Consider the following 20,854-nt stretch of genomic DNA (forward strand, 5'->3'; position numbering starts at 1 on the left):
CTGTGTCAGGCAATAATGAGCTGTCTGAAGGGACGCTTTCGCGAGCAGGCTCGCTCCCACAGAGGCAGAAGCAGGTTCCGCGGGCAAAACACAGAAACAAAAACGGAGCGTTCGCACGCTCCGTTTTTCGTTCAGGTCGATATTACTTGCCGACCTGCTTTTCCTTGATTTCCGCCAAGGTCTTGCAGTCGATGCACAGATCCGCTGTCGGGCGGGCTTCGAGGCGCTTGACGCCGATCTCGATGCCGCAGGACTCGCACCAGCCGTACTCTTCGTCTTCGATCAGTTGCAGCGTCTTGTCGATTTTCTTGATCAGCTTGCGCTCGCGGTCGCGGGCGCGCAGTTCGAGGGCGAACTCTTCTTCCTGGCTGGCACGGTCGGCCGGGTCAGGGAAATTGGCCGCTTCGTCTTTCATGTGATCAACCGTGCGGTCGACTTCCTGCATCAAGTCCAGTTTCCACTTGTTCAGGATCTTGGTGAAGTGCGCGCGCATTGGAGCGCCCATGTACTCTTCACCCGCCTTCGAAACGTAAGGTTCGAAGCCGCTGATCGTGTCTTTCTGCTGTTGCTTTGCTTGGGTGGACATGAAATAGACCGCCTCTACTCTTGTAATCCATTGCGCAGGATTGCTCCATCACCGACACCTGCCGGCCCTGCGGCTGCAAGCGGGCGAACTTACCAGATCAAATCAGCCTGCGCTACTCCCGGATGTCGAGCCCCCGGCGGGTGGCGCTTGCAGATATCTGACAAGCCGTGTCTGTGGGAAGGGAGGCCTGTTCAATCACTGATTTTAGTCAATCCTGGAGCGTACGTTCAGATCGTTACAGTCCAGCGTTCTTGAGGCTGTGACCTCCACGGGTTCTCGCTCGTTCCGGCAGACAGGTAGAATCGTCTCTTTTTTCCGTCGAAGGCATTCCAATGGGCCCCTACAGTGCGCGCAGTCGTGCGATCGAACCGTTCCATGTGATGGCGCTGCTGGCGCGGGCCAATGAATTGCAGGCCGAAGGCCACGACGTGATCCATCTGGAAATCGGCGAGCCGGACTTCACCACCGCCGAGCCGATCATCCGCGCCGGACAAGCTGCGTTGAGCGCCGGCAAGACCCGCTACACCGCCGCCCGTGGCATTCCCGAACTGCGCGAGGCGATCGCCGGTTTCTACCAATCGCGTTACGGCCTGAATATCGACCCACGACGGATTCTGATCACGCCGGGCGGCTCCGGCGCGCTGTTGCTGGCCAGTGCCCTGTTGGTCGATCCGGGTAAACACTGGCTGTTGGCAGACCCCGGCTACCCGTGCAATCGGCATTTCTTGCGGCTGGTCGAAGGCGCGGCGCAACTGGTGCCGGTCGGGCCGGAGGTGCGTTATCAACTGACCCCGGATCTAGTCGAGCGGCATTGGGATCACGACAGTGTCGGCGCCCTTGTCGCTTCGCCGGCCAACCCGACGGGCACTTTGCTGACCCGCGATGAACTGGGCGGATTATCCACAGCGATCAAGGCCAGGCACGGGCACTTGGTGGTGGATGAGATCTACCACGGCCTGACTTACGGCACCGATGCCGCCAGTGTGCTGGAAGTCGATGACAGCGCATTTGTCCTCAACAGTTTCTCCAAGTATTTCGGCATGACCGGTTGGCGCCTGGGCTGGCTGGTCGCACCGGACGCGGCGGTCAGCGAGCTGGAAAAACTCGCGCAGAACCTCTACATCAGTGCGCCGAGCATGGCGCAATACGCGGCGCTCGCCTGTTTCGAGCCGGCCACCATCGCGATTCTCGAAGAGCGCCGCGCCGAGTTTGCGCGCCGTCGCGACTTCCTCCTGCCGGCGCTGCGTGAACTCGGTTTCAACATCGCCGTTGAGCCGGAAGGCGCGTTTTATCTGTACGCCGATATCAGCCGTTTCGGCGGTGATGCCTTCGCATTCTGCCGACATTTCCTCGAAACCGAGCACGTTGCCTTTACGCCGGGACTGGATTTCGGTCGTTATCAGGCCAGCCATCACGTGCGCTTCGCTTACACACAAAACCTCGCACGTTTACAGGAAGCGGTTGAGCGCATTGCGCGCGGCTTGAAGAGCTGGCAAGGCTGATGCGCTTTTATCCTGCTCTGGAAGAAGCGCGGCTGATTCGCCGATATAAGCGTTTTCTTGCCGATATCGAGACCGTTAGCGGCGAATTGCTGACCATTCACTGCCCTAACACTGGTTCGATGCTCAATTGCCAAGTCGAGGGCGGGCAGGTCTGGTTCAGCCGCTCGAACGACCCTAAACGCAAGTTGCCCGGCACTTGGGAAATTGGCGAAACCCCGCAGGGCCGGCTGTTTTGCGTCAACACCGGGCGCGCCAACGGCTTGGTTGAGGAAGCCTTGCAGGCGGGCGTGATCACCGAGTTGAACGGTTTTACCGCATTGAAGCGTGAGGTTGCCTACGGGCAGGAAAAAAGCCGCATCGACTTCCGCCTCGAATACCCCAGCGGCCCGGCGTATGTCGAAGTCAAAAGCGTCACCTTGGGCTTTGACGGCACGCCGGTGGCGGCGTTTCCCGATGCGGTGACCCAGCGCGGCGCCAAGCATCTGCGCGAGCTGGCGCATCTGGCGCGCGACGGTATTCGGGCGGTGCAGCTGTACTGTGTGAACCTCACAGGCATCGATGCCGTGCGCCCGGCCGAGGAAATCGATTGGGCTTACGCCGAGGCGCTGCGTGAAGCGGTTGCTTGCGGTGTCGAGGTGTTGGCGTACGGCGTGCGCCTGGACCATGAAGAGATGGTCATCGACCGCCGACTCGATGTGCGGCTAAACGGTTAAACGTCGATCCAAACGCCTTGTGTATCTTCCCGGCATTCAATTGCCGTGAGCGATTGCCCGGCGCAGGGGCCGGCGACGCATTCGCCGTCCTCGATCAGAAACAGTGCACCATGGGTGGCGCACTGGATCAGGCTGTTGCTTGGGTCGAGAAACTGGTCGGGCTGCCATTCCAGCCCGACGCCGCGATGCGGGCAGCGATTGAAATAGACAAACACCTTGCCGCCACGACGCACGGCAAACAGCTTTTTGCCTTCAATTTCGAAACCGCGACTGCCACCTTCGGCCAGATCGCTGCCGGCGCAGAGAAACTTCATGGCTATCCTCAAATGTCCGCTCGTGTCTGGATATGTCCGAGCTTGACGTTCAAATGCAAACAATTATCAAATGGCGGCCTTCTCCCACAGGGAGTCTGGCCGTTGCCGAGGATACTTGGCTCGCTGCGCCGATGCCCGGGAAACCTTGTTCAAGGAAGCTGTGTATGCGCCTGAAAACCCGCGTTGCCGTGCTGTGTGTCGGCTTTTTTCTCAGTCATCAGGCGGCTGCGGCGGATTTACCGCAACGCTGGGTCAGCGCCGGTGGCGCGCTGTCGGAATGGGTCAGCGCGTTGGGGGGCGAGTCGAAGCTGGTGGGGGTCGATACCACCAGCCAGCATCCCGAATCGTTGCAGGCGCTGCCGAGTATTGGTTATCAGCGCAGCCTGTCGGCGGAAGGCATCTTGAGCCTGCGCCCGGACATTCTGGTCGGTACCGAAGAAATGGGGCCGCCGCCGGTTCTGGCGCAAGTCAAAGCCGCCAAGGTGAAAGTCGAGTTGTTCTCGGCACAGCCTGATCTGCCGACACTGGAAAAGAATGTCACTCGTTTGGGCCAGTTGCTCGGCGCACAAAGCCAGGCAGCGCAGTTGCTGCAGAGTTATCAACAGCAGCTCCAGGCGCAGAAAGCGCGCGTTGCCCAAGTGCAGACCACGCAGAAAGCCCCCGGCGTGTTGCTGTTGCTCGGGCATGCCGGCGGCAAGCCGTTGATCGCCGGCAAGGACACCGCCGCCGATTGGTTGCTGCAACAGGCTGGCGGGCACAACCTTGCGACGCATACCGGCTACAAACCGTTTTCTGTCGAATCCCTCGCCAGCCTCGATCCCGAAGTGCTGGTGTTCGCTGACCGTGCGCTGGCCGGCGAGGCCGCAAAAGCGGCATTGTTCAAGGAAAACCCGATCCTCAATTCCAGCCGGGCGGCCAAGAGCGGGCGGGTAATGGAGCTGGATCCGACGCTGCTGGTGGGCGGTCTCGGGCCGCGGTTGCCGGCTGCTTTGCAAACCCTGACTGACGGCTTCTACCCGGCCAAGGGCCGCCAATGACCACACTGGTCAAACCCCGTGGCTTGTTTATCGGCCTGACATTGCTGTGTCTGCTGGCGATCTGGCTGTCGCTGGCGCTGGGGCCGGTGAGCCTGCCGCTGTTCGATACCTTGCGCGCGGCGCTGCGTCTGATCGGCGTGCCGTTGGCGCCGCAAGGATTGGAGCAGGCTGAGCTGATTCTCGGCCAGATCCGCCTGCCGCGAACCTTGCTCGGCTTGGCGGTCGGCGGCGTGCTGGCGCTGTCCGGGGTGGCGATGCAGGGCCTGTTTCGTAATCCGCTGGCCGATCCAGGGCTGGTCGGGGTGTCCAGTGGCGCGGCACTCGGCGCGGCGATTGCGATTGTCGGCGGCTCGTTCTTTGGCGGCCTGCCGGAGTGGTTCGGGCCATATCTGTTGTCGGTGTGTGCGTTTCTTGGCGGACTTGGAGTGACGGCGCTGGTCTACCGGCTGGGCCGGCGCAACGGTCAGACCCATGTGGCGACCATGTTGCTGGCCGGTATCGCGCTGACGGCGCTGGCCAGTTCGGCGGTCGGTCTGTTCACTTATCTGGCCGATGACGCCACGCTGCGCACCCTGACGTTCTGGAACCTGGGCAGCCTCAACGGCGCCAGTTACGCGCGGCTTTGGCCTCTGCTGATCATCACCATCGGCGTGGCGCTGTGGCTGCCGCGTCGGGCCAAGGCATTGAATGCCTTGTTGCTCGGTGAATCCGAGGCCGGTCATCTGGGCATCGATGTCGAACGGCTCAAGCGCGAACTGGTGTTCTGTACAGCGCTGGGTGTCGGCGCGGCGGTGGCGGCGGCGGGCATGATCGGTTTTGTCGGGCTGGTGGTGCCGCATCTGGTGCGCCTGCTGGCCGGCCCCGATCACAAAGTTCTGTTGCCAGCCTCGGTTTTGGCGGGTGCGAGCCTGTTATTGCTCGCCGATCTGGTGGCGCGCCTGGCGCTGGCGCCGGCGGAGTTGCCGATCGGCATTGTCACCGCGTTTATCGGTGCGCCGTTCTTCCTTTATCTGCTGCTGCGAGGGCGTGCCTGATGTTGTCTGCGCACAATCTGCATGTCCGCCGTGGCCGTAAGGCTGTGCTCAGTGGGGTTACGCTCGGGCTCGAACCCGGTCAAGTGCTTGGCGTGCTGGGACCGAACGGCGCCGGCAAGAGCACGTTGCTTGGCGCATTGTGTGGTGAGTTGCCCGCCAGCGACGGCAATGTCTCGCTCGATGGTCAGACTTTGAGCCACTGGAGCGGAACGCAGCGGGCACAACGACTGGCGGTGTTGCCGCAGGTTTCGACGCTGGATTTTGCCTTCGCCGTGGAAGAGGTCGTCGGCATGGGCCGCTTGCCGTACCAGACCGGGCGCGTACGTGATGACGAAATCGTCGCGGCAGCGCTGGCCGCCGCCGATGCCGGGCACCTGAGTGGGCGCAGTTATCTGGCGTTGTCCGGTGGCGAGCGTCAGCGCGTGCATCTGGCGCGGGTGCTGGCGCAACTCTGGCCGGGTCAGGCCGGGCAAACCCTGTTGCTCGACGAACCGACATCCATGCTCGATCCGCTGCATCAGCACACCACCTTGCAGGCGGTGCGCGAGTTCGCCGATCGCGGCGCGACGGTACTGGTGATCCTGCATGATCTGAATCTGGCGGCACGCTATTGTGATCGCGTGCTGTTGCTGGAGGAGGGGCGCCCGGTTGCGCTGGATACTCCGCAGCAGGTGCTGCGTCCGGATACGCTTAAAGCAGTGTTCGGCCTGGAGGTTTTGGTGCAACCGCACCCGGAGCGTGGGCATCCGCTGATCATCGCCCGCTGAATCATCATCGAGGTGTCGCATGCGTGGATTGTGGTTGTTGGCGCTGGTGTTGCTCGCGGGCTGTCAGCACGTGGCGGCTCCGCCGGTGGGCGCTGATATCCGCGATCTGCGCAGCGGCGAGGTACTTACGGCGCAGCAATTGCTGACGCGTCTGGCTGAGCCTGAGCGTTTGATCATCGGTGAGCAGCACGACAACGCCGATCACCATGCCGCACAGATGTGGCTGTTGCAGTCGCTCGGCGAGCAGCGAGCGCAAGGCAGTCTGCTGCTGGAAATGCTCTCGCCGGTTCAACAAGCGAAAGTCGATGCGGCACGCCAGTCGAAATCCGTTCCGGCAGATCTGCCCGCGGCATTGGCCTGGCAAGAGGGCTGGGACTGGAACCTTTACGGGCCGATCGTGCGCTTTGCCCTGTCGCAGCCGTATCCGTTGCTGGCGGCCAATCTCGATGACAGCGAAATCCGCGCGTTCTACCGCAATCCACCTGCTCTGAACGGTCCGCGCAGCAATTCGCCGTCGGTTAAAAAAACTTTGCTTGGGCAAATCAGTGAATCCCACTGCGGCTTGCTGCCCGAATCACAGATGCCGGCGATGTTGGCAATTCAGCAACAGCGTGATCGACGCATGGCCGAACGCATGCTGGCGGCGCCGATGCCTTCGATTCTGCTGGCCGGTGCCTGGCATGCGCGCAAGGATGTTGGCGTGCCGCTGCATCTGTCGGATCTCGGCGCTGGCAAGGCGCCGATCGTATTGATGCTGGCCGAGCAGGGCGCTGCGGTATCGGCGGCGATGGCCGATTACGTCTGGTACACGCCGGCCACGCCGAAGCCGGATTACTGCGAGCAGATGCGCCAGCAATTCGCTAAATGACTTTTCCACAGGCAAAAAAAGACCCGGTAAAAAACCGGGTCAAATAACCGTGATTAGCCTGATGAGGAGATAATCTGAGAGTCCGAACCAAGGGCTTTTCAGAATATCGACTGATCTCGCGACCAGTTGTGATAATCATAGCGATTCTCATTACCGCGTCAACCGCTGATTTTGCAAATCTGTAATTTAGTTTTGCGAGCGGTGGTGAGGCCCTGTGAATAAAGGGCTTTGCGCTAGGTGCGCTGCGTCGTCAACTGCGTGATCTGGCGATTCAACTGGCCGATGCGTCGAGCCATCCCCTCAATCAGGCTGTGCGCGATCTTCGGATTGCTGCGAGTCATGCTCAAAAACTGATCACCAGGAATCAACATCACCGTGCTCGGCTCGGACGTCACTACCGTGGCGTTGCGCGGCTCGCCGGTAAACAACGCCATGGCGCCGAAAATCTCGTCCTTGGCCACGTCGCCTACCTTGTGCCCGTCGAGGAACGCCTCGGCATGCCCGTCAATAATCACAAAGACATGATCCGCTGCATCGCCCTGTTGAATCAGCACGGCGCCCGCCTCAACGCGTTTGAAGCCGTTGGTGCTACGAAACTCCCGAGGTTTCAGCTCGGCCACGGCATGGGCGAGCAGCGCCATTTGCCCGAGCAGATAGCTCAGCAACTGCTCCGCTCGATCAGGGTCGGCACACAAATGCTGCAAAACCTCAGCGCGCCCATAGGGCACCAGGCGCACAGCGCTGTCGCTGCAAATGCGACAGTCGCTCCATTGCTCGCCACGTTGCAGGCCGAGCAGATCACCTTCCTGCCAGTAGAACAGCGCACGGCCCGCGATGCAGCCATGCACCACGCCCTCGCTCAGCAGAAACAACTGATCTTCCGGCAACTGTGCAAACAGATCGTCCGTTGCCTCCAGCTCGATGACCGGCGCGCACGGCGACAAATCCAGCAGCCACTGCCCAGGAATACTCTGCAAGCGATTGATCAATGCGTCGGCGTGGGCCGATTGTTCCCCCAGTAAATACATGGCGTCAGCGCCTGTTCAGTTCTTGTGGCGCGCGGAAATGGCTTCGAGCTGTTTGTTCAAGGCGTCCTTGCGCTCGGCGGGGATGTCGTTCCAGTGCACGTCCATCAACGCGCCTTCGATCGCATACAACAACACCTTCGATGCGCGAAACCCCCGAGTACGCACGGCCCGGTAGGCATCCACTGCACCGAGGCGACGCAAGTCCGAGGCGCTGTGGATGCCCACGGCATGCAGCCATTGCGCCGATGTCTTGCCAAGATTTTTCAGGTGTTGCAGTTCATCATTCATCAAGCCTCCTTGCGACGGCCGAATGGTGCGTGGGCGAGCTTCTCAGCAGTGTAGCCATCAGTAGGAAAAGCGTGGTTGTTTGGTCGGATTCGACGCAAAAGCTTCTAAGAAAGGGGGGGTAAAGGACCTGCGAACGCAGAGGGAAGCGAGTTAGGCGTTAACAATGTGGGAGCGAGCCTGCTCGCGAAGAGGGCGTATCAGACACAATCGATATCAGCTGACACTACGCCTTCGCGAGCAGGCTCGCTCCCACAGGGGAAAGGCGTGGCGTCAGGAAGATTTCCAGATTTCAGCGGGTGCGATAGCGCAACCGTGTGCCGAAATTCATCGACATCAGAATCTCGTCAGCACTCAGCTCTGGCGGAAAGTACGCCCCGGAGATTTGCGCATGGGCCAGGCTGGCGCCTTCGAGCGAAGCCTTGCGGAAGTCGATGCCGCGCAGGTCGGCGGAGCGGAAGTACGCATCGCGGAAATCCACGCCGTCGGCGTTCAGCTCGCGCAGGTCGAGGCCCCGGAAATCGCCGCCGACCATGTCGATCGGACCATCCAGTGGGCGTTCCTTGTTGAAGCCTGCGACGTCATCTTTGTGCAGCAGGGCGTAAAGCGGAGTGTCGAGCAGTTTTGGCTGGCTCATGTCAGATCACCTGTTGGTTTTATGACGCCAGTATAGTGCCACTATTTGCCGGCCGTGAAGCGAGCGAGGGCTTCACGGCCGAAATAGTTTTTTACAGACCCGGCAGGCGCTGACGGATCTGCGCGACCACGGTGTCCAGCGTGCCGGATTCATTGGTCTGCACGCGTTTGCTGCGCAGGATTTCTTCCGGCGTCAGCGCTTCGCGGTTGGCCTGCTGCGCTTCGATCACTGCCAGGGTGGCGTCGGACGGATCCTTCTGATCGGCCTGGCGCATCGCCAGCCAGCTCTCGATCACGGCTTGCGGGGCGTTGCAGTCGAGGATCAGGAACGGCGTGCCGGTGGCTTCGGCAATCTTCGCCGCGTTGTCGCGCTGCTCACGCTTGAGGTAAGTCGCGTCGATCACTACCGGGAAGCCGGCGTGCAGGATCACCTCGGCGATTTCATGCAGACGCGCGTAGGTCGCGGTGCTGGCATCGGCGCTGTAAATGCCGGCCTGCACGTCGTTGGCAACAGTCTGCTCGCCGAACAGGCGCTTGCGCTCGACATCGGAACGCAGGCGAATCGCGCCCAGCGCTTCGACCAGGCGCATGGCCACATGGCTCTTGCCGACTGCGGAAACACCGTGGGTAATGGCCATGAAGCGCGAAGGAATGGTGCTGTAGCTTTCCGCCAGGTTGGCGTAGTTGCGGTACTGGCGCAGGGTGGTGGCGCGCTGCACCGCAGTCGCGTCGGCCGGCATGCTGAACAATGCCACCTTGGCCCGCACCAGCGCGCGGTAGGCTTTATAGAAGTTCAGCACTTCCAGGCCCTCATAGTCGCCGGTCAGTTCCAGGTACTGGCTGATGAGGCGACGCGCCAACGATTTCAGGCCACGGTCTTCCAGGTCCATGGCGAGGAAACCGGTGTCGGCCCAGACGTCAGTGAAACGGAATGGCTCGTTGAACTCGATGCAGTCGAAGATCACCACATTGCCGTCGATGACCGTGGCGTTGCCCAAATGGATGTCGCCGTGGCATTCACGGGTGAAACCTTGTGACTTGCGCTGGGCGAACAGGGGCTTGAGGCGCTCGAAGCTGCTTTCGGCCCAGGCTTTCAGGGCATCGAGTTGCAGCAAATCGTTTTTGTCGCTGAGGAACGGCAGGATCTGCTCGAAGTTTTGCGCGACCGGCGCCATCACGCTGTCCGGCGTGCCGGCGTCGTGTTCGGCCGGGACTTTCGGGGCGTTGAGATGGAAATGGGCGATCTGTTCGGCCAACGCATCGATGTGCTGAGTGGTCAGTTCGCCATTGGCTTGCAGGGTGCTGAGCAAGCCGCTCTGGGGGAACTGGCGCATTTTCAGCACGTATTCGATAGCCGGGCCGTCGCCGCCCAATTGCGGTGCCTCGACGCTGCCGGTGATTGGCAACACGTCCAGATACAAATCAGCGGTCAGACGCTGGTTCAGACGCAGCTCTTCAGCGCAGAAATGCGCACGTGCGTCGAGGCTGGTGAAGTCGAGGAAGCCGAAATTCACCGGCTTCTTCACTTTATAGGCAAAGGGGCCGGTGAGAATCACCCACGAAATGTGGGTTTCGATGACCTGAAACCCTTCGACGGGATGCGGGTAGAGGGCCGGGTTTTGCAGGGCAGCGATCAGGGACTGGCTCACGGGCGATCCTTCAGAGGCGGGGGAATTCGAGGCGGCCATTATGGCTGCTTGCCCGCCTGACGCAAACCTCCGCGCGTGCCTGTTGAGGATCGATAAAGTGCGTATAATCCGCCGCCATGACTCGATCCCGATCCCCCCGTACCAAGAAAAAACCACCAGCCAAGGGCCTCAGCCCATGGTTGAGCTGGGCCATTAAACTCAGCCTGGTCGGCCTTGTAGTGCTGGCCGGCTTTGCCGTTTACCTCGATGCCGTGGTGCAGGAGAAGTTCTCCGGCAAGCGCTGGACCATCCCGGCCAAGGTGTACGCGCGCCCGCTTGAGCTGTTCGTCGGACAGAAGCTCAGCAAGGACGATTTCCTCACCGAACTCGATGCCCTCGGCTATCGCCGCGAAGCCGTGAGCAATGGCCCCGGCGCCGCCGCCGTCAGCGGCAATACGGTTGACCTGAACACCCGTGGCTTCCAGTTCTATGAAGGCCTTGAGAAACCGCAACCGGTTCGCGTGCGCTTCTCCGGCGACTACGTCGCCGAACTGTCCTCGACCAACGGTTCGAAACTGTCGGTGGTGCGCCTCGAGCCGCTGATGATCGGCGGCATTTACCCGAAAAATCTTGAAGACCGCATCCTGATCAAACTCGATCAGGTGCCGCCGTACCTGCTCGAAACCTTGATCGCTGTGGAAGACCGCGACTTCTACAGCCACTGGGGCGTGTCGCCGAAATCGATCGCCCGCGCCGTGTGGATCAACACCTCCGGCGGCAAGATGACCCAGGGCGGCAGTACGCTGACCCAGCAGTTGGTGAAAAACTTCTACCTGACTAGCGAACGCAGCCTGACCCGCAAGCTCACCGAAGCGATGATGGCGTTGCTGCTGGAACTGCATTACGACAAGAAGGAAATTCTTGAGGCCTACCTCAACGAAGTCTTTGTCGGTCAGGACGGCCAGCGTGCGGTGCACGGTTTCGGTCTGGCCAGCCAGTTCTTCTTCGGCCAGCCATTGTCCGAGCTGAAACTGCATCAAGTGGCGTTGCTGGTCGGCATGGTCAAGGGGCCGTCCTACTACAACCCGCGTCGTAACCCGGAGCGCGCGCTGGAGCGGCGTAATCTGGTCCTCGACGTGCTGGCGCAGCAAGGCGTGGCAACCCCCGAACAGGTCGAGGCGGCGAAGAAAATGCCGCTCGGCGTGACGACTCGCGGCAAGCTCGCCGACAGCTCGTTCCCGGGCTTTATCGACCTGGTCAAACGTCAGTTGCGCGAAGACTACCGCGACGAAGACTTGACCGAAGAAGGCCTGCGCATCTTTACCAGTTTCGACCCGATTCTGCAGATGAAAGCCGAAGCCTCGGTCAACGACACCTTCAAGCGTCTGGCCGGGCGCAAGGGCTCGGATGACGTCGAAGCGGCGATGGTCGTGACCAACCCGGAAACCGGTGAAGTCCAGGCGATGATCGGCAGCCGTCAGGCCAGTTATGCCGGGTTCAACCGTGCACTGGATGCGGTGCGCCCGATTGGTTCTTTGATCAAACCGGCGGTGTATCTGACCGCGCTCGAGAAGCCGAGCCAGTACACGCTGACCAGTTGGCTGTCGGACGATCCGCTGTCGGTCAAGGGCGCCAACGGTCAGGTGTGGAAGCCACAGAACTACGATCGCCGCTCCCACGGTACGGTTTTCCTCTATCAGGGCCTGGCGCATTCCTACAACCTGTCGACCTCACGTCTGGGTCTGGAAGTCGGTGTGCCGAATGTGCTCAAGACCGTGGGTCGCCTGGGCGTCACTCGTGAGTTCCCGGCGTTCCCGTCGATGCTGCTCGGTGCCGGCGGCATGACGCCGATCGAAGTGGCGACCATGTATCAGACGCTGGCCAACGGTGGTTTCAATACGCCGATGCGCGGCATTCGCAGCGTGCTGACCGCCGAGGGCGAGCCGCTCAAGCGTTATCCGTTCCAGATCGAACAGCGCTTCGACCCTGCCTCGATCTACCTGATCCAGAACGCCATGCAGCGGGTGATGCGTGAAGGTACCGGCAGTTCGGTTTATAACGTGCTGCCCAAGACCCTGACCCTGGCGGGCAAGACCGGTACCAGTAACGATTCGCGCGACAGCTGGTTTGCCGGTTTCAGTCAGGATCTGCTGGCGGTGGTCTGGCTCGGCCGCGACGACAACGGCAAGACGCCGTTCACCGGGGCCACCGGTGCGTTGCAGGTCTGGACCAGTTTCATGCGCAAGGCCGATCCGCTGCCGCTGGACATGCCGCAGCCGGACAACGTCGTGCAGGCCTGGGTCGATTCGCGCACCGGCCAGGGTTCGGATGCCAACTGCCCCGGCGCGGTACAGATGCCGTATATTCGCGGCAGCGAGCCGCCACCCGGCGCCGCGTGTGCAAGCGAAACACCTGCCTCGCCGGAATCGGTGATGGACTGGGTCAAGGGCTGGATGAATTAAGCAAAGAGGGTTTCAAGTGAACAAGTGGTTGATTCCAGCGGTGACCGCCGTGGCTTTGCTCAGCGGCTGCTCCACCGTACAGCGTGGTTCGATTCCCGTGGTGGATTCGGGCACGGCCGTGTCCAACAGCGAACGCATCGGCGCCAATGGCGGTTTTCGCCAGACCACGGTCAAGCGCCCGGTGCAGGGCCAGCCTCAGGCGATTCCGCAAGGCGATACCGGCGTAGTGGTGATGGTGCCGGGCGGCGGTGCGGCGGTGTCGACACCGATCAGCTCTTCGCCGATCGTCCCGGGGCCTGCATCCGGCGGTATCACGTCGGGGCCGTACAACCCATCGGCGGTTGAGTCGGCGCCGATCAACTCCGGCAGCTACAGCATGCCTTCCACGCCGAGTGGCATTCCTTCGGCCAGCAGTGGCGGCGGTCTGTCGGCGGATGAGCAACTGGACGGTCCGGTACTCGCCTTGCTGACCACCGCGCAACAGCAACAGGCCGGCGGCGACCTCAACGGCGCTTCTTCCAGCCTGGAGCGGGCGCAACGTGTCGCCCCCCGTGAGCCACAAGTGCTTTACCGTTTGGCGCAAGTACGTATGGCCCAGGGCGATGCGCCGCAAGCCGAGCAATTTGCCCGTCGTGCGCTGACCATGGCCAACGGTCGTCCGGATCTGCAAGCCAGCCTGTGGGAAATCATCGCTCAGTCTCGTGAGAAACAAGGCGATTCCGCCGGCGCCGCACTGGCCCGTCAGAAGGCCAAGGTTTCCCTGTGATGGATGTGCGCTTCCCGAAAATCGCCGATCAGCTGTTGCTGATCGAACGCGAGCTGCGCACCCAGGGTTGGTGGGATGAAGTTCAGCCGTCCGCCGAAGCGCTGAGCAGTGTCGAGCCGTTTTCGGTCGACACGCTGGACTTCGAGCAATGGCTGCAATGGATCTTCCTGCCGCGCATGAAGATGATCCTTGAGCAGGATCTGCCGCTGCCGAATGCCTCGGGCATTCAGGAAATGGCGGAAATGGTCTTCGCCCAGCGCAACCTTGGCGGCAAGGATCGGCAGTTGCAGGTGCTGCTCAAAGAGTTCGACCTGCTGATCACTGCGTCCCGCTGAACTAAACTGGAAACTGCCAGGCCTACTGGCAGTTCTCGGCAATCTGCTTCTTCGCTTCGACGATGCGTTCCTGACGCTGTGTATCGTCGAGCCTGCGCACATCCCCCTCAACCTCCTCACGCAAGCGCGGATTGTTCTGCAGTTGCGCCAGGTTCGTGCGTGCCTGCTCGCAAAATGCCTTGAGCTGCGCCTGCTGCTCGGCGACCTGTTTCTTCACCTTGGCATCGATCGCCTTCTGATCGCCAAGGATGCCACCGCCCGGCATCGGCGCAGCTTTCGGCGCGGGTGAGGAGGGCGTCTGTACGGTCGTCGCCGGTTGGCCCTGCGGCGGTTGTGCATCGAAATGCGTGACGCCTTGGGCATCGACCCATTTGTAGATTTGAGCGGCCGAGCACCACGGGCTGAGACCGATCAGCAGAGTAAGGAGGAGCGTTCGCATGCTGATTCCTTGGCAAAAATGCGCAATTGACGCTAACAGAGTAGCGCTTTTCAGGTTTTTTCTTGCGTTCTCATGTGCTTACCCACAATTAACCACACAGACGACTTGACTTGCAGAGGGCGAAACAGAAGAATCCAAAGTCCGCTGTAGAGGGACTGCCAGAAGCAGACCCACTCGGTAGATCATGAGGCGCACATCCGCGCCGACCTGTTACACCCGCAACGCGTTACCTCGCGCTGGGTGGGAAAGGCCCGCAACACTTGGGACGATCCCAATACTTGCTCAGTCAGTGCTGACGTAGTCGGCGACCACCGTCGCTCATGCTCTGCCGAGAAGTAAACCTATTAAGACCCGCCCCTTTTTTGTGGACGGTATTCTGGCGTTTTAGAGGTGAACAACGTGGAGCTTTTATCTGGCGGTGAGATGCTCGTCCGCTTTTTGCGTGACGAAGGCGTCAAATATATCTACGGGTACCCGGGTGGTGCTCTCCTGCATGTTTACGATGCCCTGTTCAAAGAACCGGAAGTGACCCACATCCTGGTTCGTCACGAACAAGCGGCGACCCATATGGCTGATGGCTACGCCCGTGCCACCGGTAAAGCCGGCGTGGTATTGGTGACATCCGGTCCAGGCGCCACAAACGCCATCACCGGTATTGCCACCGCCTATATGGACTCGATTCCGATGGTGATCATTTCCGGTCAGGTGCCAAGCACCATGGTCGGCACCGACGCGTTCCAGGAAACCGACATGATCGGTATCTCCCGGCCGATCGTGAAGCACAGCTTCATGATCAAGCACGCTTCGGAAATCCCGGAAGTCATGAAGAAGGCCTTCTACCTGGCGCAATCCGGTCGTCCGGGCCCGGTCGTGGTCGACATCCCGAAAGACATGACCAACCCGGCCGAAAAGTTCGAATACGTTTTTCCGAAAAAAGCCAAGCTGCGCTCCTACAGCCCGGCCGTTCGCGGTCACTCCGGGCAGATCCGCAAAGCAGCAGAAATGTTGTTGGCGGCCAAGCGCCCGGTGCTGTACTCCGGCGGCGGCGTGATTCTCGGCAATGGCTCCGCGCAACTGACCGAACTGGCAAAAATGCTCAACCTGCCGGTGACAAACACCTTGATGGGTCTGGGCGCATTCCCTGGCACTGACCGTCAGTTCATCGGCATGCTGGGTATGCACGGCAGCTACACCGCGAACCTGGCGATGCACCATGCCGACGTGATCCTCGCAGTGGGCGCACGCTTCGACGATCGGGTGATCAACGGCCCGGCGAAATTCTGCCCGAACGCCAAGATCATCCACATCGACATCGACCCGGCGTCGATTTCCAAGACCATCAAGGCCGACGTGCCAATCGTGGGTCCGGTCGAGAGCGTCCTGACCGAAATGGTCGCGATTCTCAAGGAAATCGGTGAGACCCCGAACAAGGAGTCCGTAGCCAGCTGGTGGAAGCAGGTGGATGAATGGCGCGGTGATCGCGGCCTGTTCCCTTATGAAAAGGGCGACGGCAGCAAGATCAAGCCGCAGACCGTGATCGAAACCCTCTGCGAAGTGACCAAGGGCGACGCCTTTGTGACCTCCGACGTTGGTCAGCACCAGATGTTTGCCGCGCAGTACTATACGTTCAACAAGCCGAACCGCTGGATCAACTCCGGTGGTCTGGGCACGATGGGCTTTGGTCTGCCAGCCGCGATGGGCATCAAACTGAGCTTCCCGGACGACGACGTTGCCTGCGTCACCGGCGAAGGCAGTATCCAGATGAACATCCAGGAGCTGTCGACCTGCCTGCAATACGGCTTGCCGGTGAAGATCGTCATCCTCAACAACGGTGTGCTGGGCATGGTTCGCCAGTGGCAGGACATGAGCTACGGCAGCCGTCACTCGCACTCCTACATGGAATCGCTGCCCGACTTCATCAAGCTGGCTGAAGCCTACGGCCACGTTGGCGTACGCATCACCGAATCGAAAGATTTGAAGTCGAAGATGGCCGAAGCCTTCGCCATGAAGGATCGCCTGGTGATCATCGATGTTGCGGTCGACACCAGCGAGCACGTCTACCCGATGCAGATCAAAGACGGCTCCATGCGCGATATGTGGCTGAGCAAGACGGAGCGTACTTAATCATGCGGCACATTATTTCCCTGCTTCTGGAAAACGAACCCGGCGCTCTGTCTCGCGTAGTTGGCCTGTTCTCGCAGCGCAACTACAACATCGAAAGCCTGACCGTGGCCCCGACCGAAGACCCGACCCTGTCGCGTCTGACGCTGACCACCGTGGGCCACGATGAAGTGATCGAGCAGATCACCAAAAACCTGAACAAGCTGATCGAAGTGGTCAAGCTGGTGGACCTGTCGGAAAGCGCTCACATCGAGCGTGAACTGATGCTGGTCAAGGTCAAGGCCACTGGCGCCCAGCGCGCCGAGATCAAACGCACTACCGATATCTACCGTGGGCAGATCGTCGACGTCAGCGCCAGCGTGTATACCGTTCAGTTGACCGGTACCAGCGACAAGCTCGACAGCTTCATTCAGTCCATCGGCACCGCATCGATTCTGGAGACCGTCCGTAGCGGCGTGACCGGCATTGCTCGCGGCGACAAAGTACTCAGCATCTAAACCAAATTAGCGCATGGCCTGAACGGCCGGATATAAGGGGAAATTCATGAAAGTTTTCTACGATAAAGACTGCGACCTGTCGATCATCCAGGGCAAGAAAGTTGCCATCATCGGTTACGGCTCCCAGGGCCACGCTCAGGCGTGCAACCTGAAAGACTCCGGTGTCGACGTTACCGTCGGTCTGCGTAAAGGTTCGGCCACCGTTGCCAAAGCCGAAGCTCACGGCCTGAAAGTGACCGACGTGGCTTCCGCTGTTGCCGCTGCCGACCTGGTCATGATCCTGACCCCGGACGAGTTCCAGTCCTCGCTGTACAAGAACGAAATCGAGCCGAACATCAAGAAAGGCGCCACTCTGGCCTTCTCCCACGGCTTCGCGATTCACTACAACCAGGTTGTTCCGCGTGCCGACCTCGACGTGATCATGATCGCGCCGAAAGCTCCGGGCCACACCGTGCGTTCCGAGTTCGTCAAAGGCGGCGGTATCCCTGACCTGATCGCGATCTACCAGGACGCCTCGGGCAACGCCAAGAACGTCGCACTGTCCTACGCTGCTGGCGTCGGTGGCGGTCGTACCGGCATCATCGAAACCACCTTCAAGGACGAGACCGAAACCGACCTGTTCGGCGAACAAGCCGTTCTGTGTGGCGGTACCGTTGAACTGGTGAAAGCCGGTTTCGAAACTCTGGTTGAAGCTGGCTACGCGCCGGAAATGGCCTACTTCGAGTGCCTGCACGAACTGAAGCTGATCGTTGACCTCATGTACGAAGGCGGTATCGCCAACATGAACTACTCGATCTCCAACAACGCCGAGTACGGTGAGTACGTGACTGGCCCGGAAGTGATCAACGCCGAATCCCGTCAGGCCATGCGCAACGCCCTGAAACGTATTCAGGACGGCGAATACGCCAAAATGTTCATCAGCGAAGGCGCAACCGGCTACCCTTCGATGACCGCCAAGCGTCGTAACAACGCCGCTCACGGTATCGAAGTCATCGGCGAGCAACTGCGCTCCATGATGCCGTGGATCGGTGCCAACAAGATCGTCGACAAAGCCAAGAACTGAGTCGTCGTCCCTTGTACGAAAAACGCGGCCTAGGCCGCGTTTTTTCGTTTGGGCCGGTGCTTCTGGTATAAAGCTGCATCGTTTGTGGCCGAACTGTCGTCCTCAAGCCTCTGTCGAATTTTTTCCAAACCGTTGCAAGGTAATGTCCATGAGCGAACGTCCCGAAGAGCCGAACAAGGCTTCCGACGCCGAAAGCCTGCTGCCCATCGATGAGCACATCGAAGAAGGGCACGACGCTGAAGGTCGTAAAGTCCGGCATCGTGGTATCTATCTGCTGCCGAACCTGTTCACCACTGCCAACCTGTTCGCAGGCTTCTATTCCATCATCAACTCGATGAGCGCCCAGGCCGCGTTGAGCGCCGGCGACTCGGTGAATGCGAGCAAGTATTTCGCCTTCGCTGCGATCGCTATTTTCGTCGCGATGGTGCTCGACGGCCTCGATGGTCGCGTGGCGCGCATGACCAATACGCAAAGTGCCTTCGGCGCCGAGTATGACTCGCTGTCGGACATGGTCGCGTTCGGCGTAGCGCCGGCATTGCTGGCCTTTGGCTGGGCGCTGGGAGACATGGGCAAGGTCGGCTGGATGGTCGCCTTCATATATGTAGCGGGTGCGGCGTTGCGTCTGGCGCGTTTCAACACCCAGGTCGGCACGGCGGACAAACGCTACTTCATCGGTCTGGCCAGCCCGGCGGCGGCAGGTGTGGTGGCCGGTATTGTCTGGGCGTTCAGCGATTACGGCATCCAGGGTTCGAAGATGTCGTTCCTGGTGGCCTTGATGGTGGCGGCGGCCGGCATGCTGATGGTCAGCAACATCAAGTACAACAGCTTCAAGGAGCTGGATCTCAAAGGTCGCGTGCCGTTCGTGGCGATCCTGGCGGTGGTGTTGGTATTCGCTGTCGTGTTCAGTGATCCGCCGCGCATTCTGCTGCTGGTGTTCCTCGCCTATGCGGCGTCCGGTCCGGTGCAATATCTGTTGCGTCTTCGTCGTCACAAAAACGCCGAGTGATGTAATTTCCCGCATACTCCGCAGTCTATGGGTGCACCTGTCCTCCAAAGCTGCGGAGTTGTCATGTTGATCAAGATCCCCAAAGCATCCGACTGCCATGAGTCGGATGTCACGCCTGAAGCCATTTATCTCTCCCGCCGCCAATTGCTCGGCGCCACTGCTGCCGGTATTGCCGTGAGCAGCCTGCCACGCTGGGCCAGTGCCGCTGATGCCCCTCGCTACTCTGATGTCGAATCCGGCAAGGCTCCGGCCTGGTTTGCCGAAAAGCTTCCTTCTACTCAATGGGGGGCGGTCAACGTCAAGGACGAGGCGATCACGCCTTATAAAGACGCGACGAACTACAACAACTTTTATGAGTTCGGTACCGGCAAAGGCGATCCGGCGAGGAACGCTGGCGACCTGAAAACCGAACCCTGGAGCGTGGTGATTGACGGGGAGGTGGGTAAGCCAGGGCGTTATGCGCTGGAAGACTTCATGAAACCGTATCAGTTGGAGGAGCGTATTTATCGTCTGCGCTGCGTCGAGGCGTGGTCGATGGTCATTCCCTGGATCGGCTTTCCCATCTCGGCCTTGCTCAAACAGGTCGAGCCGACTTCCAAGGCCAAGTACATCCGCTTCGAAACCCTGCAGGATCCCAAGAGCATGCCCGGCCAGCGTTCCGGTTTTGCGTTGATCGACTGGCCGTATGTCGAAGGCTTGCGTCTCGATGAGGCGATGAATCCTTTGGCGATCCTCGCGGTGGGCATGTATGGCCGCGAACTGCCGAACCAGAACGGCGCACCTTTGCGTCTGGTGGTGCCGTGGAAGTACGGCTTTAAAAGTGTGAAGTCCATTGTGCGCATCAGTCTGGTCAGCGAGCAGCCGAAGACCACCTGGCAAAGCATTGCTGCCGATGAGTACGGCTTCTACGCGAATGTGAATCCTACCGTCGACCATCCACGCTGGACCCAGGCGCGCGAGCGGCGCTTGCCGAACAGCCTGTTCAAACCGAATGTGCGCGATACCCAGATGTTCAACGGCTACTCGGATGAAGTCGCTTCTTTATATACAGGGCTCGATCTGCGGAAGAACTACTGATGCGTTATCCGTTCTGGCGAGTGGGCGTTTTCATTGCCGCAGCGATCTGGCCATTGCTGTGGTTCTATCAAGCGTTCGCGGATCTGCTCGGGCCTGATCCGGGCAAGGTGCTGGTTGATCGTCTCGGGCTTGGCACGCTGGTGTTGCTGTTGATTACGCTGAGCATGACGCCGTTGCAAAAGCTGAGCGGCTGGGCGGGGTGGATTGCGGTGCGCCGGCAGTTAGGGCTTTGGTGTTTTGCTTATGTGACGCTGCATCTGTTCAGCTATATGGCGTTTATCCTCGGATTCGACTGGTCGCAGTTGGGCGTTGAGCTGCGCAAGCGGCCTTACATTATTGTTGGTGCGCTGGGCTTTCTCGGATTACTGATACTGGCGGTGACGTCCAATCGTTATAGTCAGCGTCGTTTGGGCGCTCGCTGGAAGAAGCTGCATCGCCTGGTTTACCTGATTCTCGGACTGGGTTTGCTGCATATGCTGTGGATCGTGCGGGCCGATCTGGAAGAGTGGACCATTTATGCCTTTATAGGTGGCGTGCTTTTGCTGCTTCGTCTGCCGCCGGTGATGAAGCGAATCCCGCGTTTACTGGGTAAAAAGCAGAATCTGCAAGAAAAGCGAAATTAACGGTTGACGGCAGATTCCAGAGGTCTATAATTCGCCCCACTTCCGGCGCAGTCGAAACGGAAAACTC

22 protein-coding genes are annotated in these 20,854 nt (G+C 60.2%); 15 read left to right on the forward strand and 7 right to left on the reverse strand.

Features of this window, described 5'->3' with window-relative positions:
- Nucleotides 1–142 precede the first annotated feature (142 nt).
- Nucleotides 143–586: an RNA polymerase-binding protein DksA gene (gene dksA / locus F8N49_RS12420; RefSeq protein WP_016773167.1), complete on the reverse strand. Its 444-nt coding sequence runs from the start codon at nt 584–586 to the stop codon at nt 143–145.
- 332 nt (nt 587–918) lie between these two features.
- Between dksA and F8N49_RS12425 the strand changes: the two genes are divergently transcribed.
- A complete protein-coding gene (locus F8N49_RS12425) occupies nt 919–2,088 on the forward strand; it encodes a pyridoxal phosphate-dependent aminotransferase (RefSeq protein ID WP_151551607.1) in 1,170 nt (389 codons plus the stop codon).
- Nucleotides 2,088–2,801 (forward strand): DNA/RNA nuclease SfsA, encoded by a 714-nt coding sequence (gene sfsA, locus F8N49_RS12430; protein ID WP_122506696.1) that lies wholly within the window; start codon nt 2,088–2,090, stop codon nt 2,799–2,801. Before F8N49_RS12425 ends, sfsA begins: the two co-directional genes overlap by 1 nt.
- Here sfsA and F8N49_RS12435 read toward each other — a convergent pair.
- A complete protein-coding gene (locus F8N49_RS12435; protein WP_151551610.1) occupies nt 2,798–3,115 on the reverse strand; it encodes a Rieske (2Fe-2S) protein in 318 nt (105 codons plus the stop codon). The genes sfsA and F8N49_RS12435 overlap by 4 nt on opposite strands.
- A 164-nt stretch (nt 3,116–3,279) precedes the next feature.
- On the opposite strand from F8N49_RS12435, the gene F8N49_RS12440 reads away from it, so the two are divergent.
- Genes F8N49_RS12440 through F8N49_RS12455 form a run of 4 tightly spaced genes read left to right on the forward strand, consistent with a single transcriptional unit; the run spans nt 3,280 to nt 6,821 of the window.
- Entirely contained in the window at nt 3,280–4,152 is an 873-nt protein-coding gene (locus F8N49_RS12440; RefSeq protein WP_151551613.1) for a hemin ABC transporter substrate-binding protein, read from the forward strand.
- Nucleotides 4,153–4,202: 50 nt separating this feature from the next.
- Nucleotides 4,203–5,186 carry an iron ABC transporter permease gene (locus tag F8N49_RS12445; protein ID WP_164558310.1) on the forward strand — a complete coding sequence of 328 codons (984 nt, stop codon included), beginning with the start codon at nt 4,203–4,205 and terminating at the stop codon, nt 5,184–5,186.
- Complete coding sequence (locus F8N49_RS12450; RefSeq protein ID WP_122706090.1) at nt 5,186–5,953, forward strand: heme ABC transporter ATP-binding protein; 768 nt, start codon at nt 5,186–5,188, stop codon at nt 5,951–5,953. The genes F8N49_RS12445 and F8N49_RS12450 overlap by 1 nt, the downstream gene beginning before the upstream one ends.
- Before the next feature lie 19 nt (nt 5,954–5,972).
- The gene (locus F8N49_RS12455; RefSeq protein ID WP_151551615.1) at nt 5,973–6,821 is read left to right on the forward strand and encodes a ChaN family lipoprotein; all 849 of its coding nucleotides are present in this window, start codon (nt 5,973–5,975) and stop codon (nt 6,819–6,821) included.
- A 233-nt stretch (nt 6,822–7,054) separates the two neighbouring features.
- Here F8N49_RS12455 and F8N49_RS12460 read toward each other — a convergent pair whose 3' ends face one another.
- The 4 genes from F8N49_RS12460 to F8N49_RS12475 form a co-directional block, all read right to left on the reverse strand.
- Nucleotides 7,055–7,849 carry a Crp/Fnr family transcriptional regulator gene (locus tag F8N49_RS12460; protein ID WP_151551617.1) on the reverse strand — a complete coding sequence of 265 codons (795 nt, stop codon included), beginning with the start codon at nt 7,847–7,849 and terminating at the stop codon, nt 7,055–7,057.
- A 15-nt stretch (nt 7,850–7,864) separates the two neighbouring features.
- Nucleotides 7,865–8,137, reverse strand: a complete 273-nt coding sequence (locus F8N49_RS12465) for a TfoX/Sxy family protein (RefSeq protein ID WP_016773175.1) — start codon at nt 8,135–8,137, stop codon at nt 7,865–7,867.
- Nucleotides 8,138–8,426: 289 nt separating this feature from the next.
- Nucleotides 8,427–8,771, reverse strand: a complete 345-nt coding sequence (locus F8N49_RS12470) for a pentapeptide repeat-containing protein (protein WP_073475441.1) — start codon at nt 8,769–8,771, stop codon at nt 8,427–8,429.
- Nucleotides 8,772–8,862: 91 nt separating this feature from the next.
- On the reverse strand, nt 8,863–10,419 hold the full coding sequence (locus F8N49_RS12475) for a bifunctional aminoglycoside phosphotransferase/ATP-binding protein (protein WP_024014320.1): 1,557 nt from the start codon (nt 10,417–10,419) through the stop codon (nt 8,863–8,865).
- Between the two features lie 116 nt (nt 10,420–10,535).
- Between F8N49_RS12475 and mrcB the strand changes: the two genes are divergently transcribed.
- From mrcB to F8N49_RS12490, 3 genes are read left to right on the forward strand one after another with little or no spacing between them, the layout of a single operon-like run.
- The gene (gene mrcB, locus F8N49_RS12480; RefSeq protein WP_056790389.1) at nt 10,536–12,860 is read left to right on the forward strand and encodes a penicillin-binding protein 1B; all 2,325 of its coding nucleotides are present in this window, start codon (nt 10,536–10,538) and stop codon (nt 12,858–12,860) included.
- 16 nt (nt 12,861–12,876) lie between these two features.
- Nucleotides 12,877–13,626: a M48 family metallopeptidase gene (locus F8N49_RS12485; protein WP_073475434.1), complete on the forward strand. Its 750-nt coding sequence runs from the start codon at nt 12,877–12,879 to the stop codon at nt 13,624–13,626.
- Nucleotides 13,626–13,961, forward strand: coding sequence for a YqcC family protein (locus tag F8N49_RS12490; RefSeq protein ID WP_073475432.1), 336 nt, complete (start codon nt 13,626–13,628; stop codon nt 13,959–13,961). The genes F8N49_RS12485 and F8N49_RS12490 overlap by 1 nt, the downstream gene beginning before the upstream one ends.
- A gap of 22 nt (nt 13,962–13,983) precedes the next feature.
- Here the strand turns inward: F8N49_RS12490 and F8N49_RS12495 are convergent, their stop codons facing one another.
- Nucleotides 13,984–14,400, reverse strand: a complete 417-nt coding sequence (locus F8N49_RS12495) for a DUF4124 domain-containing protein (protein ID WP_151551619.1) — start codon at nt 14,398–14,400, stop codon at nt 13,984–13,986.
- A gap of 399 nt (nt 14,401–14,799) precedes the next feature.
- Here F8N49_RS12495 and F8N49_RS12500 point away from each other — a divergent pair, with 399 nt between their 5' ends.
- From F8N49_RS12500 to msrQ, 6 genes are all read left to right on the forward strand, one after another.
- Nucleotides 14,800–16,524 (forward strand): acetolactate synthase 3 large subunit, encoded by a 1,725-nt coding sequence (locus tag F8N49_RS12500; RefSeq protein ID WP_039761986.1) that lies wholly within the window; start codon nt 14,800–14,802, stop codon nt 16,522–16,524.
- 2 nt (nt 16,525–16,526) lie between these two features.
- Nucleotides 16,527–17,018, forward strand: coding sequence for an acetolactate synthase small subunit (gene ilvN / locus F8N49_RS12505; RefSeq protein WP_003176102.1), 492 nt, complete (start codon nt 16,527–16,529; stop codon nt 17,016–17,018).
- 46 nt (nt 17,019–17,064) lie between these two features.
- Complete coding sequence (gene ilvC / locus F8N49_RS12510) at nt 17,065–18,081, forward strand: ketol-acid reductoisomerase (protein WP_007909969.1); 1,017 nt, start codon at nt 17,065–17,067, stop codon at nt 18,079–18,081.
- A gap of 148 nt (nt 18,082–18,229) precedes the next feature.
- On the forward strand, nt 18,230–19,087 hold the full coding sequence (gene pssA / locus F8N49_RS12515; protein ID WP_016773182.1) for a CDP-diacylglycerol--serine O-phosphatidyltransferase: 858 nt from the start codon (nt 18,230–18,232) through the stop codon (nt 19,085–19,087).
- 63 nt (nt 19,088–19,150) lie between these two features.
- On the forward strand, nt 19,151–20,164 hold the full coding sequence (gene msrP, locus F8N49_RS12520) for a protein-methionine-sulfoxide reductase catalytic subunit MsrP (RefSeq protein WP_024014317.1): 1,014 nt from the start codon (nt 19,151–19,153) through the stop codon (nt 20,162–20,164).
- Nucleotides 20,164–20,787 carry a protein-methionine-sulfoxide reductase heme-binding subunit MsrQ gene (gene msrQ, locus F8N49_RS12525; protein ID WP_151551621.1) on the forward strand — a complete coding sequence of 208 codons (624 nt, stop codon included), beginning with the start codon at nt 20,164–20,166 and terminating at the stop codon, nt 20,785–20,787. The genes msrP and msrQ overlap by 1 nt, the downstream gene beginning before the upstream one ends.
- Nucleotides 20,788–20,854 lie beyond the last annotated feature (67 nt).

It is taken from the genome of Pseudomonas sp. GXM4, from assembly GCF_008923895.1.
In the GTDB taxonomy this organism is placed as follows: Bacteria; Pseudomonadota; Gammaproteobacteria; order Pseudomonadales; family Pseudomonadaceae; genus Aquipseudomonas; species Aquipseudomonas atacamensis.

Excerpts from the sequence above, each read along its gene's own strand:
- dksA (WP_016773167.1), bottom strand. The coding sequence starts at position 586 with ATGTCCACCCAAGCAAAGCAACAGCAGAAAGACACGATCAGCGGCTTC.
- F8N49_RS12425 (WP_151551607.1), top strand. The coding sequence starts at position 919 with ATGGGCCCCTACAGTGCGCGCAGTCGTGCGATCGAACCGTTCCATGTG.
- sfsA (WP_122506696.1), top strand. The coding sequence starts at position 2,088 with ATGCGCTTTTATCCTGCTCTGGAAGAAGCGCGGCTGATTCGCCGATAT.
- F8N49_RS12435 (WP_151551610.1), bottom strand. The coding sequence starts at position 3,115 with ATGAAGTTTCTCTGCGCCGGCAGCGATCTGGCCGAAGGTGGCAGTCGC.
- F8N49_RS12440 (WP_151551613.1), top strand. The coding sequence starts at position 3,280 with ATGCGCCTGAAAACCCGCGTTGCCGTGCTGTGTGTCGGCTTTTTTCTC.
- F8N49_RS12450 (WP_122706090.1), top strand. The coding sequence starts at position 5,186 with ATGTTGTCTGCGCACAATCTGCATGTCCGCCGTGGCCGTAAGGCTGTG.
- F8N49_RS12455 (WP_151551615.1), top strand. The coding sequence starts at position 5,973 with ATGCGTGGATTGTGGTTGTTGGCGCTGGTGTTGCTCGCGGGCTGTCAG.
- F8N49_RS12460 (WP_151551617.1), bottom strand. The coding sequence starts at position 7,849 with ATGTATTTACTGGGGGAACAATCGGCCCACGCCGACGCATTGATCAAT.
- F8N49_RS12465 (WP_016773175.1), bottom strand. The coding sequence starts at position 8,137 with ATGAATGATGAACTGCAACACCTGAAAAATCTTGGCAAGACATCGGCG.
- F8N49_RS12470 (WP_073475441.1), bottom strand. The coding sequence starts at position 8,771 with ATGAGCCAGCCAAAACTGCTCGACACTCCGCTTTACGCCCTGCTGCAC.
- mrcB (WP_056790389.1), top strand. The coding sequence starts at position 10,536 with ATGACTCGATCCCGATCCCCCCGTACCAAGAAAAAACCACCAGCCAAG.
- F8N49_RS12490 (WP_073475432.1), top strand. The coding sequence starts at position 13,626 with ATGGATGTGCGCTTCCCGAAAATCGCCGATCAGCTGTTGCTGATCGAA.
- F8N49_RS12495 (WP_151551619.1), bottom strand. The coding sequence starts at position 14,400 with ATGCGAACGCTCCTCCTTACTCTGCTGATCGGTCTCAGCCCGTGGTGC.
- ilvN (WP_003176102.1), top strand. The coding sequence starts at position 16,527 with ATGCGGCACATTATTTCCCTGCTTCTGGAAAACGAACCCGGCGCTCTG.
- ilvC (WP_007909969.1), top strand. The coding sequence starts at position 17,065 with ATGAAAGTTTTCTACGATAAAGACTGCGACCTGTCGATCATCCAGGGC.
- pssA (WP_016773182.1), top strand. The coding sequence starts at position 18,230 with ATGAGCGAACGTCCCGAAGAGCCGAACAAGGCTTCCGACGCCGAAAGC.
- msrP (WP_024014317.1), top strand. The coding sequence starts at position 19,151 with ATGTTGATCAAGATCCCCAAAGCATCCGACTGCCATGAGTCGGATGTC.
- msrQ (WP_151551621.1), top strand. The coding sequence starts at position 20,164 with ATGCGTTATCCGTTCTGGCGAGTGGGCGTTTTCATTGCCGCAGCGATC.